Origin of the sequence: Kitasatospora sp. NPDC085879, assembly GCF_040686255.1 — a bacterium.
Taxonomy (GTDB): Bacteria; Actinomycetota; Actinomycetes; order Streptomycetales; family Streptomycetaceae; genus Kitasatospora.
Genome location: NZ_JBFBJZ010000006.1, coordinates 1 through 18391, shown reverse-complemented (window position 1 = coordinate 18391; position 18391 = coordinate 1). Strand labels below are relative to the sequence as shown.

Sequence of the window (18391 nt, the reverse complement as noted above, 5' to 3'; positions counted from 1 at the left end):
GATAGAGAGTCCATGACCACCATGTCCAAGCACACCCTCTCCGTCCTGGTCGAGAACAAGCCCGGCGTCCTCGCCCGGATCGCCTCGCTGTTCTCCCGTCGGGGCTTCAACATCGACTCCCTCGCCGTCGGCCCGACCGAGCACCCGGACATCTCCCGGATGACCATCGTGGTCAACGTCGAGGACCTGCCGCTGGAGCAGGTGACCAAGCAGCTCAACAAGCTGGTCAACGTGATAAAGATCGTCGAGCTCGACCAGAGCCAGGCCGTCCAGCGCGAGCTGGTCCTGGTCAAGGTCCGCGCGGACGCCGAGTCCCGCTCGCAGATCGTCGAGATCGTCCAGCTCTTCCGCGCCAAGACGGTCGACGTCTCGCCGGACGCGGTGACCATCGAGGCCACCGGCAGCTCCGACAAGCTGGAGGCCATGCTGCGCATGCTGGAGCCGTACGGCGTCAAGGAGCTCGTGCAGTCCGGTCTGGTGGCCATCGGGCGGGGCGCCCGATCGATCACCGACCGCTCGCTGCGCGCCCTCGACCGCAGCGCGTAGCAGGGCTGTCTCACCCCCTGAAGCACCGCCCCCGAACCCCCGCCGGGTCACCTACGGTGGAGAACGCACCACCCGGCATCACCATCACTGCAAGGAGATGTGCCCCCGTGGCCGAGCTGTTCTACGAAGACGACGCCGACCTGTCCATCATCCAGGGCCGCAAGGTCGCGGTGATCGGCTACGGCAGCCAGGGCCACGCCCACGCGCTGTCGCTGCGCGACTCGGGCGTGGACGTCCGGGTCGGCCTGAAGGAGGGCTCGAAGTCCAAGGCCGTCGCGGAGGAGGCCGGCCTGCGCGTCGTGACTCCGGCCGAGGCCGCCGCCGAGGCCGACGTCATCATGATCCTCGTGCCGGACCCGATCCAGGCCGACGTCTACGAGGAGTCCATCGCGCCGAACCTGAAGGCGGGCGACGCCCTGTTCTTCGGCCACGGCCTGAACATCCGCTTCGGCTTCATCAAGCCCCCGGCGGACGTCGACGTCTGCATGGTCGCCCCGAAGGGCCCGGGCCACCTGGTCCGCCGCCAGTACGAGGAGGGCCGCGGCGTCCCGTGCATCGTGGCCGTCGAGCAGGACGCCACCGGCAACGGCTTCGCGCTGGCCCTGTCCTACGCCAAGGGCATCGGCGGCACCAAGGCCGGCGTCATCAAGACCACCTTCACCGAGGAGACCGAGACCGACCTGTTCGGTGAGCAGGCCGTCCTCTGCGGTGGCACCGCCGCCCTGGTCAAGGCCGGTTTCGAGACCCTGGTCGAGGCCGGCTACCAGCCGGAGATCGCCTACTTCGAGTGCCTGCACGAGCTGAAGCTCATCGTCGACCTGATGTACGAGGGCGGCCTGGAGAAGATGCGCTGGTCGGTCTCCGAGACCGCCGAGTGGGGCGACTACGTGACCGGCCCCCGCATCATCACCGCCGACACCAAGGCCGAGATGAAGAAGGTCCTCACGGAGATCCAGGACGGCACCTTCGCCAACACCTGGATCGCCGAGTACAAGGCCGGCCTGCCGAAGTACAACGAGTACAAGAACGCCGACGCCGACCACCTGCTGGAGACCACCGGCAAGAAGCTGCGCAAGCTGATGAGCTGGGTCGACGAGGAGGCGTAAGCACCTCCGGGGGTCCATCCCCCTTGTACAAGTCGGCTGTTCCCGTCCGGGTGATTTCTCCGGACGGGAGCAGCCCGGCCATTAGCCCGCCGATACACTTCCGAGTGCGCGTCAGGCCCACAGCGTCGTGCGTCTAGCTACGCGGCATGCCACTTTCCCCCGCTGGTCACGCCACCTTCGTGCCGGGGCGAACCGGACAGTTAAGGACACACTGTCGTGAGCAAATCCGTAGTACTCATCGCCGAAGAGCTGTCGCCCGCCACCGTCGACGCCCTTGGCCCCGACTTCGAGATCCGCCACTGCAACGGCGCGGACCGCACCGAGCTGCTGACCGCCATCACCGACGTGGACGCGATCCTCATCCGCTCCGCCACCAAGGTGGACGCGGAGGCGCTGACCGCGGCGAAGCGGCTGAAGGTCGTCGCCCGCGCAGGTGTCGGCCTGGACAACGTCGACGTCTCCGCCGCCACCAAGGCCGGCGTGATGGTCGTGAACGCGCCGACCTCCAACATCGTCACCGCCGCCGAGCTCGCCTGCGGTCTGCTGATCGCCAGCGCCCGGCACATCGCGCCGGCCAACGCCGCGCTCAAGCAGGGCGAGTGGAAGCGCAACAAGTACACCGGCGTCGAGCTCTCCGAGAAGGTGCTCGGCGTCGTCGGCCTCGGCCGCATCGGTGTCCTGGTCGCGCAGCGCATGTCGGCCTTCGGCATGAAGATCGTCGCGTACGACCCCTACATCCAGGCCGCCCGCGCGGCCCAGATGGGCGTCAAGCTGGTCTCGCTCGAGGAGCTGCTGGAGGTGTCGGACTTCATCACCGTCCACCTCCCGAAGACCCCCGAGACGATCGGCCTGATCGGCGACGAGGCGCTGCACAAGGTCAAGCCGACCGTGCGCATCGTCAACGCCGCCCGCGGCGGCATCGTCGACGAGGCCGCGCTCGCGAGCGCCCTGCGCGACGGCCGGGTGGCCGGCGCCGGCCTGGACGTGTACGCCAAGGAGCCGTGCACCGACTCGCCGCTGTTCGCCTTCGACAACGTGGTCGCCACCCCGCACCTGGGCGCCTCCACCGACGAGGCCCAGGAGAAGGCCGGCATCGCCGTCGCCAGGTCGGTGCGCCTCGCGCTCGCCGGCGAACTGGTGCCGGACGCGGTCAACGTCCAGGGCGGTGTCATCGCCGAGGACGTCCGCCCGGGCCTGCCGCTCGCCGAGAAGCTCGGCCGGATCTTCACCGCGCTGGCCGGCGAGGTGGCCGTCCGTCTCGACGTCGAGGTCCGCGGCGAGATCACCCAGCACGACGTCAAGGTGCTCGAACTCTCCGCCCTGAAGGGTGTGTTCGAGGACGTGGTGGCGGAGACGGTGTCCTACGTCAACGCCCCGCTGTTCGCCCAGGAGCGCGGTGTGGAGGTCCGGCTGACGACCTCCAGCGAGTCGCCCGAGCACCGCAACGTCATCACCGTCCGCGGCACCCTGGCCAACGGCGAGGAGGTGGCCATCTCGGGCACGCTCTCCGGTCCGAAGCAGACCCAGAAGATCGTCGGCGTCGACGGCTTCGACGTGGACGTGGCGCTCACCGACCACATGGCCTTCTTCACCTACGAGGACCGCCCCGGCGTGGTCGGCACCCTCGGCCGCATCCTCGGCGACGCCGGCATCAACATCGCCGGCATGCAGGTCGCCCGGGACGGCTCCGGCGCGCTCGCCTCGATCACCGTCGACAGCGAGATCTCGCAGGACGTGCTGAACGCCATCGCCGCGGAGATCGGCGCCAAGTTCGCCCGCGCGGTGAACCTCGGCTGAGCCTCCGTCAAGGCTGTGACCTGGGCCCGGACCGCCACGGCGGTCCGGGCCCGGGCGTTTTCCGGGGCCCGGACACCGTGTTAGCCGGCGTTCGCGTCTCAGATACTAGGAAATCCAACTATTCGTGCAGACATCCCGGGCCCGGCGTCGTACCGTGAAAGGGCCATACGGTGAGCCACCCCTGCAAGCCCAGGGTGTCGGCCCGTGTGCGCCTGTACGCGCATCGGCAGGCGATCCCTGCCCGGCGTACCCACCCTCCCCCGTTCTTCGCGCCCTGTTGCGGGCGCACGCACCAAGGAGCCGGTATGCCCCACACCGCCCCCGCCCCCACCGCCCCCGCCCCCCGTGCCCCGCGCCGCCGCCGGCGCACCGAGCAGACGCCGCGCTTCGCCGCCGACGCCCTGCAGCGCTCCCTGGACCGCCGCGACAACGGCGGGGTGACGGGCCACCACCTGGGCTGACGCCCGATTGGGCCGAAAGACTGACGCACCGTCACCCGGTCGAGTGCACAGTCGGCCCCGACGAGCGAAACGGCTCGCCCCACCCGGCGCGATGATCCTAATTTGGGGCGTCTGGAGGGGGATCGACGTCCGCGCGGTGCGGGCGGCCGCACGATCAGGCCACCCCTGCCGGGGAGACCGCTCCCGTGCGTACGTCCGCAGCTCTCGCGCTCGCCCTCGTCACCTTCGCCGCCCCCGCCGCCTGGGCCTCACCCGAGGCCGGGCGGGCCCCCACCCCGCCCGGCCGCCCGGTGACCGTCCTGCTCGAACTCGGCACCGAGGCCGTGGCGCCCGCCTGGCAGCGGGCCGCCACCGACGCCCGGCGGCAGCGGCGCTCCCCGGACGCCGTCCGGGCCGCCGCGGCCGCGGCCGGCGCCGAACAGCGGGCCCGCGCCGCGCAGGCCGTCGACCGGCTGGCGGACGGCGTCCGCCGGGCCGTCCCCGGGGCGCAGGTGGTCTACCGCACCCGGACACTGCTCAGCGGCGTCGCCGTCACCGTGCCGGCCGGCGCGCTGCCGGCCCTCGCCGCGCTGCCCGGGGTGCGCGCCGTCCACCCGGTGACCCTCAAGCGGCGGGCCAACGCCCACTCCGTCCCGCTGACCGGCGCCCCCGAGGTCTGGTCCGGGCCGAGCGGCAACACCGGCGCCGGCGTGCGGATCGGCATCGTCGACTCCGGCATCGACTACACCCACGCCGACTTCGGCGGCCCCGGCACCCCCGAGGCGTTCGCCGCCGTCGACGGCGCCAAGCCCGCCCCCGCCGCGCTCTTCCCGAACGCCAAGGTGATCGGCGGCCGCGACCTGGTCGGCGACGACTACAACCCGGACCCGTCCTCCCCGCACCACCAGCCCGTCCCGCACCCGGACGCCAACCCGATCGACTGCGCCGCCAACGGCCACGGCACCCATGTCGCCGGCACCGCCGCCGGCCTCGGCGTCACCAAGGACGGCAAGCCCTACCGCGGCCCCTACCGGGCCGGCCTCGACCCGGCCGCGTTCGCCGTCGGCCCCGGTGCCGCCCCCGGCGCCGCCCTGTACGCGCTGCGCGTCTTCGGCTGCGACGGCTCCACCGACCAGCTCGCCCAGGCCTTCGACCTGGCCGCCGACCCGAACGGCGACGGCGACCTCTCCGACCGACTCGACGTGGTCAACCTCTCGCTCGGCAGCGCCTTCGGCAGCCCCGACGACGCCGACTCGCTGGCCGCCGACCGGCTCTCCGCGCTGGGCACCGTGGTGGTCGCCTCGGCCGGCAACGAGGGCGACCTGTACGGGATCGGCGGCAGCCCCGGCACCGCCGCCCGGGTGCTCACCGTCGCCGCCTCCGTCGACGCGCACGGGGACGGGGACGGCATCCGGGTGCTCGCCCCCGAGTCGGCCGCGGGGGTCGTCCCCGGCCACTGGAGCGCCGAGTACACCGGCTGGTCCACCCGGGACGTCACCGCCGACCTCGCGCGGCCCGCCGACCAGGAGGACGGCTGCACCGCCTTCAGTGCGGCCGACGCCGCCCGGCTCAAGGGCAGGATCGCCGTCCTCGGCTGGCGCAGCAAGGACGCCGACCGGGCCTGCGGCTCCGCCCCGCGTGCCGACCACGCCGCCGACGCCGGCGCGGTCGGCACGCTGTTCGCCGCGGACGGCGAGTCGCTCGCCGAGATCGCCGGCGACGACCGGATCCCCGCCGTTCTGCTGGCCCGCAGCGACGCCGAGCGGCTCACCGCGGCGATGGCCGACGGCCCCGTCCGGGTACAGCTGGCCGCCCCCGGCAACACCCTGCACGGCGCGGTCTCCCAGGACCGGCCGGAGCGCACCGACACCCTCACCCCGTTCACCTCCCGCGGCATCGGGGAGCCGGGCATCGTCAAGCCCGACCTCGCGGCCCCCGGCGAGACAATCTGGTCGGCCAAGGCGGGCAGCGGCAGCGGCGGCATGCGCGAGGACGGCACCTCGATGGCCGCCCCGCACGCCTCCGGCCTCGCCGCCCTCGCCCGGGCCGCCCACCCCGACTGGCCGGTCGCCGAGATCAAGGCCGCGCTGATGAACACGGCCGTCGACACCCGGCTCGCCGCCGACCCGGACAGCCCCGTGCACGGGCCGGAGCGCACCGGCGCCGGCCGGGCCCGGGTGGACGGCGCCGTCACCACCCCGGCGGTCGCCTACGCGGCGGGCGAGGGCGCGGTCGACGGCGCGGTCGGCCTCTCCTTCGGCCCGGTCGAGGTCACCGGGCCCCTCGCGCTCGAACGCCAGGTGGAGATCCGCAACCACGGCGACGCCCCGCTCACCTACGCCACCGGCTACGCCGCCGCGACCGAGCTGCCCGGCGCCTCCTTCGGGATCAGCCCGGCGCAGGTCACCGTCGAGCCCGGCGGCACCGCCCGGGTCACCGTCACCCTGCGGGTGCCGGGCAGCCTCGACCGCGCCCCCGACCCGACCCTCGACCTCGTCCAGGCCGGCCGTGCCCGCAGCTACCGCGGCGAGCTCTCCGGCCGGCTGCTGCTGACCCCGGTCGGCGCCGAGGTGCCGCAGCTGCGGGTGCCGCTGTTCGCCGCCCCCCGGGCCGCCTCGCAGTACACCGCCGGGCCGCAGCTCGCCGCCGGCCGGGCCGGCGCGACCATGCTCGCGCTGGCCGGCTCGGCCGCCTCGGCCACCGACGGCGCCGGCCTGCTCAGCGCCTTCGTGTACGGCGGCGACGCCGCCCGCTGGCCGGACTGCGCGGACGGCGGCGACGCGGACGACATCTGCGTGGAGCGGCCCGGCGAGCGCGCCGCCAACCTGCGGTACGCGGGCGCGGCCAGCGACGCCCCGGCGCACGGCGACCCGCTCGCCGAGGGCACCCTCTACCTGGCCGCCGCACTGTGGGGCCCGGCCGCGAGCCCGGTCGGCATGTTCGGGGTGCGCGCCTCGCTGGACACCGACGGCGACGGCAGGACGGACGCGATCGTCGCCGCCGACCGCCTGCGCGGCAGCGACGTCCTGGTGGCCCGCACCCGGGACGCCCGCACCGGCAAGGAGCTGGACGTCCAGCCGCTGAACGCCCGCTGGGGCGACACCGACACCGGCCTGCTCGACGGCGACGCGCTGGTGCTGCCCGTCCGGCTCTCCGTGCTGCCGGGGCTGAAGCCCGGCGCGAGCACCGTCCACTACGCGCTGTGGACGGGCCAGGTGCTGCCGGGCGCGCCGAGCGAGCAGGACGCGCTCGGCTCGATCGGCCTCACCGGCGGCCGGCCGACCCTGGCCCTGGACGTGCTGCACCCCGCACTGGACGTCCGTGACGGCACCGACGGCACGGACGGCCCGGCCGCCCTCGCCGTTCCGGAACACCCGGGCAGCGTCCTGCGGGTGGCCCGGGCGGACGGTGCGGCCCGGCTGCTACTGCTCCACCACCTCAACCCGGACGGGCGCCGGGCCGAGGTCGTCACCCTGCGCTGACCCGGCGGCGGGGCCCGGGCCCCGCCCCGTCAGCACCATCCGCGACAGCACGAAGGTGATCGGGATCGCGACCGCCGCAGCCAGCAGCGGCGCGATCCGGTCGTCCACCCGCACCCACTCCACCAGCGCGAACACGCCGCCGCTCTGCACCAGGTAGTTGGTGATGTTCGGCAGCGGGAAGAGCAGGAACTTCCGCAAGGTCGGCCGGGTGCGGTAGGTGAAGTACGTGTTCAGGAAGAACGAGCCGACCATGCTCAGGAAGAACGCCGCGCTGAACGCCGCGAAGTACGGCAGGTACGGGTGGAACGCCAGGTACAGCAGGTAGAAGGTGCCCGTGTTGACGACACCGACCAGGCCGAACCTGACGACCTGCCACAGCTGCTGCCTCACACCGGCTCCCCGGCGCGGTGGCTCTCGGCGCGGAACGCGGCCCGCGGCACATTGGTCTCCTTGACCAGGAAGTGCGGCCGCCGCTTGGTCTCGTAGTAGATCCGGCCGATGTACTCGCCGATCAGACCGAGCATCACCATCTGCAGGCCGCCCAGACCCACGATGGCCACGATCAGGGTGACGTAGCCGGGGGAGTCCACACCGTCCACCAGGGCCACGCCGGTGATCCACGCCGCGTACAGAGCCGCGACGCCGACCAGCGCCAGGCCCAGGTAGATGGCGATCCGCAGCGGCCGGTTGTTGAACGAGATCAGGCCGTCCATGCCGTAGTTGAGCAGGGCGCCGAACCGCCACTTGGTCTCGCCGGCCTCGCGGGCCACGTTCTCGTAGTCGAAGGTGACGGTGTCGAAGCCGATCCAGGAGAACAGGCCCTTGGAGAACCGGTTGTACTCCGGCAGCGACAGCAGCGCGTCCACCGCCGCCCGCGACAGCAGACGGAAGTCGCCGACGCCGTCCTGGAGTTCGACGTCCACCCAGCGGTTGACGAGCCGGTAGTAGAGCCGGCTGACCGCCGAGCGGACGGGGCGGTCGCCCTCCCGGGTGCGGCGCGCGATCACCTGGTCGTGGCCGCGGTCGTACAGCTCCAGCATCCGCTCGATCAGCTCCGGCGGGTGCTGCAGGTCGGCGTCCATCAGGACCACCGCGTCACCGGTCGCCTCGCGCAGACCGGCGAGCATGCCCGCCTCCTTGCCGAAGTTCCGGCTGAAGGAGACGTAGCGGGTGGTGTCGGGGTACTCCGCGGCGATCTTGCGCAGCCGCTCCAGGGTGCCGTCCGCGCTGCCGTCGTCGACGTAGCAGAGCTCGTACTCGACGGGCAGGGCGTCCAGGCTCGCGCGGATCGCGGTGTCGAAGAGCTCGACCACCGCCTCCTCGTTGTAACAGGGCACCACCACGGACAGCCGCACCAGTCCACCTCCGGCCTCGACGCAGTCGGCGGCCGAAAGCACGGACCCCTCAACCCTGCCTGTCTGATTTCACACAGATGGTACCGGTCCGCCGTCGGCCGCCCGGCCGTTCCGGCGCCGCAGCCGCGTGAGCAGCACCACGCCCAGCAGCACCGCCGCGGCCGCTCCGCTCGCCGCCAGACCCGGCAGCAGACCCGGCGGGCGGTAGCCGCAGGAGATCTCGGAGGCGCCCGTGCCCAGGTCGACGCCCATCATGCCGAGCACCGACCGGGGGGCCCTCGCCGGACCGCCGTCCACCGAGCAGCGCCAGCCGTCCACGGCCGGCACCGAGATCAGCGCGGTGCCGGTGGACCCGGCCGGCAGCGCGGCGGTGAGCGTGTGCCCGCCCGCGGTGACCTCCGTCGCCCCGCGCAGGCCGTGCAGCGCGGAGTCCAGCGCGGCGCGGTCCAGGCAGCCGAGCGGCAGCTCGGGGATCTCCGCCCCGGCCGCAGCCCGCAGCTGGACGGTCACCCGCCCGTCGGCGGGCACCGGACCGAGCTCGCGGATCGGCATCGCGGTCATCGGCTGCCGGCCCCAACTGGTGTACTTGCCGCCCGCGCCCATCACCGTGCCGCCCAGCCACGGCGCGTACAGGTAGGCGGTGCGCCCGGGGGTGCAGGCGGCGGTGAAGGTCGTCCAGGTGCCGCCCTTCGGCGTCGCCGGGACGCGCCAGCCGCCCGCGGAACGGACCGGCCGCGGCCCCGCCGTCCACTCGGGGGCCGGGGTCTCGTACACCCGGGCGCCGAGCAGCGACTCCTGGCGGCTCCACACCGAGCGGGTGTCCGGGGCCGCCGTCGGGTGCACGGTGACCAGCGGAGCCGCCGGGGCGTGCTTCACCGCGAAGCCGTCCTGGCCGCCGGTGGAGTCCAGGTACGTGGTGACACCGAACAGCGCCCGCCCGACCGGGTCGGCCGGACTGAGCGTGTGCCGCCCCTGGATGTACCAGCCGGCGCCGAGCCCCTGCAGCATCCCTGCGGTCACCGCGGGCAGGTAGCTGCTGTAGTACGAGCCGCCCTGGCCGCCCAGCAGCAGCGGGTCGTTGTTGGCGAACTCGTGCGGGCCCGGGTCGGTGCGGCTGTGCGGCCAGTCGTCCTCCGCGCGCAGCGCCCCGGCGGCGGCCAGCGACTGCGCGGACATCGTGGTGCGCGGCTGGTAGAACGGCAGCCGGTCGCGGATCTCCGTCACCGCGGCCGCGGTGTGCACCGCCCCGGCGAAGACGGTGAGCACCAGCACCGCGCCCGCCGACCGGCGCACGAGCGGGCGCGTGCGCCACCGGGCGAGCGCCAGCAGCGCACCCAGCAGCAGGGCGCCGCCCGCCCCGACCTCGATCCAGGTCGACCAGCGGACCGAGCTCTGCCCGTGCCCGGCCAGCGCCAGCAGGGCGACCAGCCCGGCGCCGCCCAGCAGCGCCCGCACGTCCGGCCGCCGGGCGAGCGAGGCCCAGGCCGCCATCACCAGCAGCCCGCTCAGCACGAACGACGCCCGGTACGGGCTGCCGTTGGGGATCGCCAGCCCGTGCCACAGCAGGATGGTCGGCTCCCAGACGAAGCTCGCCCCGACCAGCACCAGCAGGACGTACCAGCCGATCCGCTCGGCCGGGCGGACCTTCCGGTTGAACGGCAGCGAGGCCACCAGCAGCAGGCCGAGCACGCCGACGAACAGGTTCGGCACCGAGTGGTCCGAGCGCCCGCCGGGCAGCAGCTGAGCCAGGTAGTCGGTGAGGCCCGGCGCGCCCTCGTAGGTCGCGGGCGGGGCCGGCTGCGAGGCCTTGCTGGCCTTCAGCGAGACCGTCATCGCCGGCGCCGCCAGCAGCACCCCGACGGTGAGCATCCCGGCCGCCCGGCCGGCCGCGCGCAGCCGCTCCCGCCACGGGGTGCCGGCCAGCGCGAGACGCAGCAGCAGCACCAGGCCGGCGGCGATGGTCGCCATCGCCGCGGTGTAGAAGTTGCCCGCCCAGGCGACGGCGACCAGCAGCGTGCCGAGCGCCCAGCGGCGGCCGCGCAGGCACCAGTCGCAGGCCAGGCCGATCGACGGCAGCGAGACCAGGCCCCACATCCACATCGGATCGGGCGAGCCGTCGTTCAGCACCCAGGCGCAGAGCCCGTAGCCGACCGCGAGCAGCGCGCGCAGCCACGGGTTGCCCGGCACCAGGCGGCCGAGCAGCACCGTCATCGTGGCGGAGCCGAGGCCGATGCTCAGCAGGGTGACGAGGAACACGGGGAGGTTGACGGCGTCCCGGGGGAAGAGCCCGACCAGCCAGGAGAACGGGTTCGTCAGGTAGGTGACGAAGTCCCCCAGGAAGGGCGAGCCGTAACCGCTGTTCCAGTTGAACAGCAGGTCGCCGCCGCCCCGGCCGTGCACCAGGTCCCACAGGTGGGTGTGGAACGGCACGAACTGGTTGCCGAGGTCGTTCACCGCCCGCGACCGGGCGCCGAACGGGTACGTCCCGCGCACCGCCGCGGCCAGGCAGAACGCCGCCATGGACAGCACGGCGGCGAGCAGGGCGGCGCCCGCCTCGCGGCCGGGGGCGCGTCCGGCGGGCGGCGCCGCGGCCTGGTCCGGTGCCGTCGCCTCGCGGCCGCGCGAGCGGGTCGGGGCCGTCTGCTGGCTCACTGCGGGGTGCTCCTGCCTGGCCCGGGCGGGCCGAAGGGGTCGTACGGGGCCGGCCGGCGGGCATGCGGCGGCCGGCCGGGACGCGGGGGGTGCCCACCGAGCATAGGCAACGGCTCAGCCCGCCTGGCTCCAGGCGCCGAAGGGGGCGCCCGGCACCGGCTGGCGGGCGGTGTAGAGGTGGCCGTCGCAGCCGATCGCGGCGGCCACCACCCGGCCCTCCCCGTCGGCGGTCAGGGCGGGGGTGTGGACCAGCAGCGGGCCGTCGTGCTGCCAGTCCCGGCCGTCGGCGCGCAGTGCGGTGCGGCCGCGGTCGTCGCGGACGGCCAGCGCACCGGCCGCGGTGGCGACCCGTCCGAATCCGCCGGGCGGCGTCGACTCGGCGACCACCTTCCACGCCTCGGAGCCGGGCGCCCGCTCCGCGGTGAGCACCCGGGCGCTCCTCGGCTCCCGGAAGCGCACCCGCAGGGCGCCCTCCTCGCCGAGCTCCGCGGTGACCGGGCCGGCCGGCACCGGCAGACCGGTCGGCGCCGCCGGCCGCAGCGGGCCGCCGGGCTCGTCCGAGGCCCAGTGCACGACGGTGCGCGGGCCGGGCGCGAACAGGTGCGTGTTGCCGTAGCCGTCGACGACCGCGCCCAGGCCGTCCTGGACGGGCCCGCCGGCGTGCGGCGGCAGCGTCAGCGCCGTCCACGGGCCGTCCGGAGTGCCGACGGCGAGGGTGCCGCCCCAGGTGCGGGCGGCGACCTGCACGGTGCCGTCCGACAGGGCCAGGCCGATCGGGTAGCCGAACTCCATCGACCGCACCGGGTCCCCGCCGTCCGGCGCGCCCAGGCTCTGCCACGGGCCGAAGGACTCCGGCCCGGTCTGTACGGCGGTGACGATCTCGCGTCTGTGCTCGGCGGCGGCGTACCGGAGGAGGGTGCGCACCCCGAGCAGGCGTATCAGCCCGTCACTCTGCCGGAAGGCCTGCAGCTGGCCCTCCAGCCCGGTGCCGGCGATCCGGCGCGGGCCGGCCCAGCCGCGCTTCGACTGCGTCCACTGCACCGCCGAGCCGTTCAGCAGGCCGAACGCGGCCAGCCGGCCGTCGGCGAGCGACACCAGCCAGGCACCGCTGCCGGGGGCGCGGTAGCGCGTGGACTGCGCCCAGCCGTTGCGCAGCGCGCCCGCCCCGACCTTGCGGTCGCCGCAGCCGGCCGGGTCGCCGCAGCGGCGGTTGTCGGCCCAGCCGTAGCTGTTGAGGGCCAGCACCTTGCGGCCGACGGCGGCCTGGTCGAGGTTGTGCGGCAGGGCGGCGTTCACATAGCCGAGGTAGTGCTCGACGGTGCCGTTCCTGGCCTGCTCGCCGGCCCAGTGCCGGGCCAGCGCGGACTGCGCGAAGTACGCCGAGTAGGTGTGGTCCTGGTGGTCCAGGTAGACGTGGCCGCCGTGCGGGTCCTTCGACGGCTTGGGGGAGTGGTCCGGGTTCGGGTCCAGCGTGCGGACCACGGTCGGACGGAAGTGGTCGAGGACCGCGTGCAGGGTGGCGATCAGCTGCTCGCGGCTGTAGCCGGCGCCCGGGGGCAGCCCGCTGCGGACCGGCGGCAGGATGTCCAGGGTGTCGGTCTCGCCGAGCCACAGGCCGCGCAGGCTCTCGGCGCGCGCAAGGCTGACCGAGCGGGCCTCGACCAGGGCGAGCAGGATCAGCTGGACCTGCGGGGCGGCCCGCAGGGTGTGCTGCTCGACCGTGCGGCCGTCCAGGTAGCTGACCAGCGACACGTCCCACGGGCTGCTCTCGTCGCCGGTGGCGAGCAGGGCGAGGGCGGCGGTCAGTCCGTTGATCCGGGCCCGGGTGTAGGCGGGCCGGTCGGCCCGGGTGACCCGGCCGAGTTCGGAGTGCAGCACGTTCCGGCCGTCCGACTCGCCGTCGGTGAGGCAGACCGTGACACAGGCGGCGCCGGAGGCGAGCGCATGGTCGAGATCCGGATTCATGAAGTAGAGGTTGTCGTCCGGATGCGCGATGACGTGCACGAACGACTGTGTGATGCTGTGATGTGCGGCACCGGCCACCCGGGTCGGCCCGGACGGCTCCGGTGCGGGCCGCCGATCCTCCCGAACCCCCAGCCAGGCCCCGCAGCCGACGGCGGGCAGGGCGAGCGCGCCACCGGCCAGCCAGAGCGCGCGGCGTCTGCCGATCCTTCCCCCCATGGTGCTTTCCCCCGTGAATTCCCCGTGCAGATCTGTCGGATTTTAACGGAGGGGTCCGGTACGGCTCCGTGCCCCCCTTTGCCGCCGCCCCGTCCCCGAATGTCCGGATACTGGACACAAGATGTCAGTGGCTGGGACGCGGAGTAGGGTCCTGAGCATGTCTCGCAGCCTTCGTCTCGCAGTGATCCCCGGTGACGGCATCGGCCAGGAAGTGGTGGCCGAGGGCCTGAAGGTGCTCAGCGCCGCCCTGCCCGCCGACGTGAAGCTGGAGACCACCGAGTACGACCTCGGCGCCCGTCTCTACCACCGCACCGGCGAGACCCTGCCGGACGCCGTGCTGGAGGAGCTCAAGGACCGCGACGCGATCCTGCTCGGTGCGATCGGCGACCCGAGCGTCCCGTCCGGCGTGCTGGAGCGCGGCCTGCTGCTCAAGCTGCGCTTCGCCTTCGACCACCACATCAACCTCCGCCCGGGCAAGCTCTTCCCCGGCGTGAAGTCCCCGCTGGCCGGCGACCCCGACATCGACTTCGTGGTCGTCCGCGAGGGCACCGAGGGCCCGTACGTCGGCAACGGCGGCACCCTGCGCGCCGGCACCGAGCAGGAGGTGGCGACCGAGGTCAGCCTCAACACCGCCTTCGGCATCGAGCGGGTCGTCCGCGACGCCTACCGCCGCGCCCAGGCCCGACCGCGCAAGAAGCTCACCCTCGTCCACAAGAACAACGTGCTGGTCCACGCCGGCCACCTGTGGACGCGGATCTTCCAGGAGGTCGGCCGGGAGTTCCCCGAGGTCACCACCGACTACCTGCACGTCGACGCGGCGACCATCTTCTTCGTCACCCAGCCCGAGCGCTTCGACGTGATCGTCACCGACAACCTCTTCGGCGACATCCTGACCGACCTCGCCGCGGCCGTCACCGGCGGCATCGGCCTCGCCGCCTCCGGCAACATCAACCCCACCGGCGCGTTCCCGTCGATGTTCGAGCCCGTCCACGGCTCCGCCCCCGACATCGCCGGCCAGGGCAAGGCCGACCCGACCGCCACCGTGCTGTCCGTCGCCATGCTGCTGGAGCACCTCGGCTACACCGAGGAGGCCGCCCGGGTCGAGGCCGCCGTCACGGCCGACCTGGCCGAGCGCACCGGCGCCCGCTCCACCTCCGAGGTCGGCGACGCGATCGCCGCCCGAGTATCCGGCTGAGCGGCCGGAACCAGCAGCACGGTTCCGGCCCGAGGGCCCGAACCCGCACAGTACAGCAGCCGACCGGCTGTTCGGCACGGCCCTCTGGATGCGAGTATCGACAGTGGGCCGTGCCGTCGTGCGTTCTCTCACCGGCGGAGGCGGCCCGGACCAACCCCACGGTGAAGGACAGACAGTCATGAGTACGCCCACCCAGGCGCCCATCACGTTCGAGCTCAAGCCCTCCGCGCACCCGCTGTCCGACGCGGAGCGCGAGGCCCGGCTGGCCAACCCCGGCTTCGGCCGGATCTTCACCGACCACATGGTCACCATCCGGTGGACGGAAGGCCTCGGCTGGCACGACGCCCAGCTCACCCCGTACGCGCCGCTGGAGATCGACCCGGCCAACATGACGCTGCACTACGGCCAGTCGATCTTCGAGGGCCTCAAGGCCTACCGGCAGGCCGACGGCTCGATCGCCACCTTCCGCCCGGAGGCCAACGCCGCCCGCTTCCGGGCCTCCGCCCGCCGCCTCGCCATGCCCGAGCTGCCGATCGAGACCTTCGTCGAGGCCGTCGAGCTGCTCGTCCAGCAGGAGCAGGCCTGGGTGCCGAACCAGCCCGAGCAGAGCCTCTACCTGCGGCCGTTCATGTTCGCCACCGAGGTCGGCCTGGGCGTCCGCCCGGCCAACTCCTACCTCTTCATGATCATCGCCTCGCCGGCCGGCGCCTACTTCCCCGGCGGCATCAAGCCGGTCTCCGTCTGGCTCTCCGAGGAGTACGTCCGCGCGGCTCCGGGCGGCACCGGCGCCGCCAAGTGCGCGGGCAACTACGCCGCCTCGCTGATCGCCCAGGCCCAGGCCGCCGAGAAGGGCTGCGACCAGGTCGTCTGGCTCGACGCCGCCGAGCACCGGTGGATCGAGGAGATGGGCGGCATGAACCTCTACTTCGTCTTCGGCGAGGGCGAGGACGCGAAGATCGTCACCCCCGAGCTCTCCGGCGCCCTGCTGCCCGGCATCACCCGCGACTCGCTGCTGCAGCTCGCCTCCGACCTCGGCTACGCGGTCGAGGAGCGGCGGATCTCCACCGACGAGTGGAAGCAGGGCAACGCCGACGGCACCCTCACCGAGGTGTTCGCCTGCGGTACCGCCGCCGTCATCACCCCGGTCGGGTCGGTGAAGTCCGCCCGCGGCGACTGGACGGTCGGCAAGGGTGAGCCCGGCCCGACCACCATGGAGCTCCGCAAGGCCCTCCTCGCCATCCAGGGCGGCCAGGCCCCCGACACCCACAACTGGCTCCACAAGATCGTCTGATCCTTCGGGAGCGGTGCACCACAACAGGGACGCGTGAGGGCACCTCCCGGCCGAAGGCTGGGGGAGTGCCCCCACGCGCCCCTGATTTCACACGGCCGTACACGTCGGGCAACCCGGACCATGCGTCCCTGGTCTCGCCCCCGCCCATCGCCGGACCAGCGGTGTCTCGGGATGCGGATGGTGCGGGCCGGAATGCGGGCGGTGTGCCAGACTGCCAGTGTGTCCTCGCTTCCGCTGATCATTAGCAGCAGGCGCGCCGGTCCGCAGTGACCGCCCCGCACCACCCCGTTGCGGAGCGACCACGAGCGTCCAGACCCGCGCGCAGACCTCTCGCACCCGCGAGGGGTCTTTTGTTTTGCCCCCGACCGGCCCCGGCCCCCACGAGGAGCTCGGAGACACCGGGGAGCGCGCGGGATGCTGGACAGTGGAGCCGGATCCACCACCGGCAACAGCAGTACTCCACCGAACGGAGAACCCAGGGCCATGACCGAGGCCAGCAGCCACCCCAACGACAGCTTCCACGTCTTCGACACGACGCTGCGCGACGGCGCCCAGCGCGAGGGCATCAACCTCACCGTCGCGGACAAGCTGACCATCGCCCGGCACCTGGACGAGTTCGGCGTCGGCTTCATCGAGGGCGGCTGGCCCGGCGCCAACCCCCGCGACACCGAGTTCTTCGCCCGTGCCGCGGCCGAACTTGACCTGAAGAACGCCCAGTTGGTCGCCTTCGGCGCGACCCGCCGGGCCGGCGGCCGCGCGGCGGACGACCCGCAGCTCGCCGCCCTGGTCAACTCCGGCGCCCCGGTGGTGACCCTGGTCGCCAAGTCGCACGACCGCCACGTGGAGCTGGCCCTGCGCACCACCCTGGACGAGAACCTGGAGATGGTCCGCGACAGCGTCGAGCACCTCCGCGCCCAGGGCCGCCGGGTGTTCATCGACTGCGAGCACTTCTTCGACGGCTACAAGGCCAACCCGGAGTACGCCCTCGCGGTGGTCTTCACCGCGCACCGGGCCGGCGCCGACGTGGTGGTGCTCTGCGACACCAACGGCGGCATGCTGCCCTCCGGCGTCCGCGAGATCGTCGCCGAGGTGCTCGCGAGGACCGGCGCCCGGCTCGGCATCCACGCCCAGGACGACACCGGCTGCGCGGTCGCCAACACCCTGGCCGCGGTGGACGCCGGCGCGACCCACGTGCAGTGCACCGCCAACGGCTACGGCGAGCGGGTCGGCAACGCCAACCTCTTCCCGGTGGTCGGCGCGCTGGAGATCAAGTACGACCGCCGGGTCCTCCCCGAGGGCCGGCTGGCCGAGATGACCCGGATCTCGCACGCCATCGCCGAGGTGGTCAACCTGGCACCCTCCACCCACCAGCCCTACGTGGGCTTCTCGGCCTTCGCGCACAAGGCGGGCCTGCACGCCTCCGCGATCAAGGTGGACCCGGACCTCTACCAGCACATCGACCCGGAGCTGGTCGGCAACACCATGCGGATGCTGGTCTCCGACATGGCAGGCCGGGCCTCCGTCGAGCTCAAGGGCAAGGAGCTCGGCTACGACCTCTCCGAGGACCGCGACCTGGTCGGCCGGGTGGTCGCCAAGGTCAAGGAGCAGGAGAACCAGGGCTACACCTACGAGGCCGCCGACGCCTCCTTCGAGTTGCTGCTCCGCGACGAGGTGCGCGGCCGCCGCGAGCGCTTCTTCGCGCTGGAGTCCTGGCGGACCATCAGCGAGCAGCGCGCCGACGGCACCCCGGGGAACGAGGCCACGGTGAAGCTGTGGGCCAAGGGCGAGCGCAGGATCGCCACCGGTGAGGGCAACGGCCCGGTCGACGCGCTGGACAGGGCGCTGCGCACCGCGCTGGAGCGGATCTACCCGCAGCTCGCCAAGCTGGAGCTGGTGGACTACAAGGTCCGCATCCTGGAGGGCGAGCACGGCACCGGCTCCAAGACCCGGGTGCTGGTGGAGTCCGGGGACGGGGTGGCCTCCTGGTCCACCGTCGGGGTGGCCGACAACGTCATCGCGGCCTCCTGGCACGCCCTGGAGGACGCCTACACCTACGGGCTGCTGCGGGCCGGCCTGGTGCCGGACCAGACGGACCAGACGGCCGGGACGGACGAGGCGGACCAGTAGGACCGAGCCTCCCGGGACGCCCGGGACGGTCGGGGCGGTCGAAGCACAAGGGGGCGTGAAAACGCCGGAGGGGGCGCGGTGTTCCGCGCCCCCTCCGGGGTGTCCGGCCTGTCCGTACCCCGTTCCTAGCGGAGGCGGGCCAGGAGGGCGTGCTCGACGAGGGTGATGAGGGCGCTCTTGGCGCTGTCCCGGCGTCGGGCGTCGAGGGTGATGATGGGG

General features: G+C 73.4%; 12 protein-coding genes and 1 pseudogene. 8 read left to right on the top strand and 5 right to left on the bottom strand.

All coding sequences use genetic code 11. The features are described 5' to 3' along the window. Positions 1 to 21: 21 nt before the first annotated feature. From ilvN to AB0P35_RS06650, 5 genes are all read left to right on the top strand, one after another. Positions 22 to 546, top strand: coding sequence for an acetolactate synthase small subunit (gene ilvN, locus AB0P35_RS06670; protein WP_030272414.1), 525 nt, complete (start codon positions 22 to 24; stop codon positions 544 to 546). A 107-nt stretch (positions 547 to 653) separates the two neighbouring features. After that, the gene (gene ilvC / locus AB0P35_RS06665) at positions 654 to 1652 is read left to right on the top strand and encodes a ketol-acid reductoisomerase (RefSeq protein WP_095873060.1); all 999 of its coding nucleotides are present in this window, start codon (positions 654 to 656) and stop codon (positions 1650 to 1652) included. A gap of 216 nt (positions 1653 to 1868) precedes the next feature. Beyond that, positions 1869 to 3449 (top strand): phosphoglycerate dehydrogenase, encoded by a 1581-nt coding sequence (gene serA / locus AB0P35_RS06660; protein ID WP_095873059.1) that lies wholly within the window; start codon positions 1869 to 1871, stop codon positions 3447 to 3449. Between the two features lie 305 nt (positions 3450 to 3754). Further along, positions 3755 to 3910, top strand: coding sequence for a hypothetical protein (locus AB0P35_RS06655; RefSeq protein WP_095873058.1), 156 nt, complete (start codon positions 3755 to 3757; stop codon positions 3908 to 3910). 185 nt (positions 3911 to 4095) lie between these two features. Further along, positions 4096 to 7371, top strand: a complete 3276-nt coding sequence (locus AB0P35_RS06650) for a S8 family serine peptidase (protein WP_363507407.1) — start codon at positions 4096 to 4098, stop codon at positions 7369 to 7371. Here the strand turns inward: AB0P35_RS06650 and AB0P35_RS06645 are convergent. The 4 genes from AB0P35_RS06645 to AB0P35_RS06630 form a co-directional block, all read right to left on the bottom strand. Further along, the gene (locus AB0P35_RS06645; protein ID WP_363507404.1) at positions 7312 to 7761 is read right to left on the bottom strand and encodes a GtrA family protein; all 450 of its coding nucleotides are present in this window, start codon (positions 7759 to 7761) and stop codon (positions 7312 to 7314) included. The two genes, AB0P35_RS06650 and AB0P35_RS06645, sit on opposite strands and share 60 nt — an antisense overlap. Beyond that, positions 7758 to 8726: a glycosyltransferase family 2 protein gene (locus AB0P35_RS06640; RefSeq protein WP_363507719.1), complete on the bottom strand. Its 969-nt coding sequence runs from the start codon at positions 8724 to 8726 to the stop codon at positions 7758 to 7760. The genes AB0P35_RS06645 and AB0P35_RS06640 overlap by 4 nt, the downstream gene beginning before the upstream one ends. A gap of 69 nt (positions 8727 to 8795) precedes the next feature. After that, the gene (locus AB0P35_RS06635; protein ID WP_363507401.1) at positions 8796 to 11378 is read right to left on the bottom strand and encodes a YfhO family protein; all 2583 of its coding nucleotides are present in this window, start codon (positions 11376 to 11378) and stop codon (positions 8796 to 8798) included. 114 nt (positions 11379 to 11492) lie between these two features. Continuing rightward, entirely contained in the window at positions 11493 to 13559 is a 2067-nt protein-coding gene (locus AB0P35_RS06630; protein ID WP_363507398.1) for a PIG-L family deacetylase, read from the bottom strand. A gap of 157 nt (positions 13560 to 13716) precedes the next feature. Here AB0P35_RS06630 and AB0P35_RS06625 point away from each other — a divergent pair, with 157 nt between their 5' ends. The 3 genes from AB0P35_RS06625 to cimA all read left to right on the top strand — a co-directional run bounded on the left by AB0P35_RS06625 (position 13717) and on the right by cimA (position 18172). Next, positions 13717 to 14754 carry a 3-isopropylmalate dehydrogenase gene (locus AB0P35_RS06625; protein WP_095873053.1) on the top strand — a complete coding sequence of 346 codons (1038 nt, stop codon included), beginning with the start codon at positions 13717 to 13719 and terminating at the stop codon, positions 14752 to 14754. Positions 14755 to 14932: 178 nt separating this feature from the next. Then, positions 14933 to 16045, top strand: a complete 1113-nt coding sequence (locus tag AB0P35_RS06620) for a branched-chain amino acid aminotransferase (protein WP_363507395.1) — start codon at positions 14933 to 14935, stop codon at positions 16043 to 16045. A gap of 483 nt (positions 16046 to 16528) precedes the next feature. Continuing rightward, positions 16529 to 18172: a citramalate synthase gene (cimA, locus tag AB0P35_RS06615; RefSeq protein ID WP_363507392.1), complete on the top strand. Its 1644-nt coding sequence runs from the start codon at positions 16529 to 16531 to the stop codon at positions 18170 to 18172. Between the two features lie 125 nt (positions 18173 to 18297). Here cimA and AB0P35_RS06610 read toward each other — a convergent pair. Then, a pseudogene (locus tag AB0P35_RS06610) lies at positions 18298 to 18391 on the bottom strand (ATP-binding protein); the annotation flags it as partial.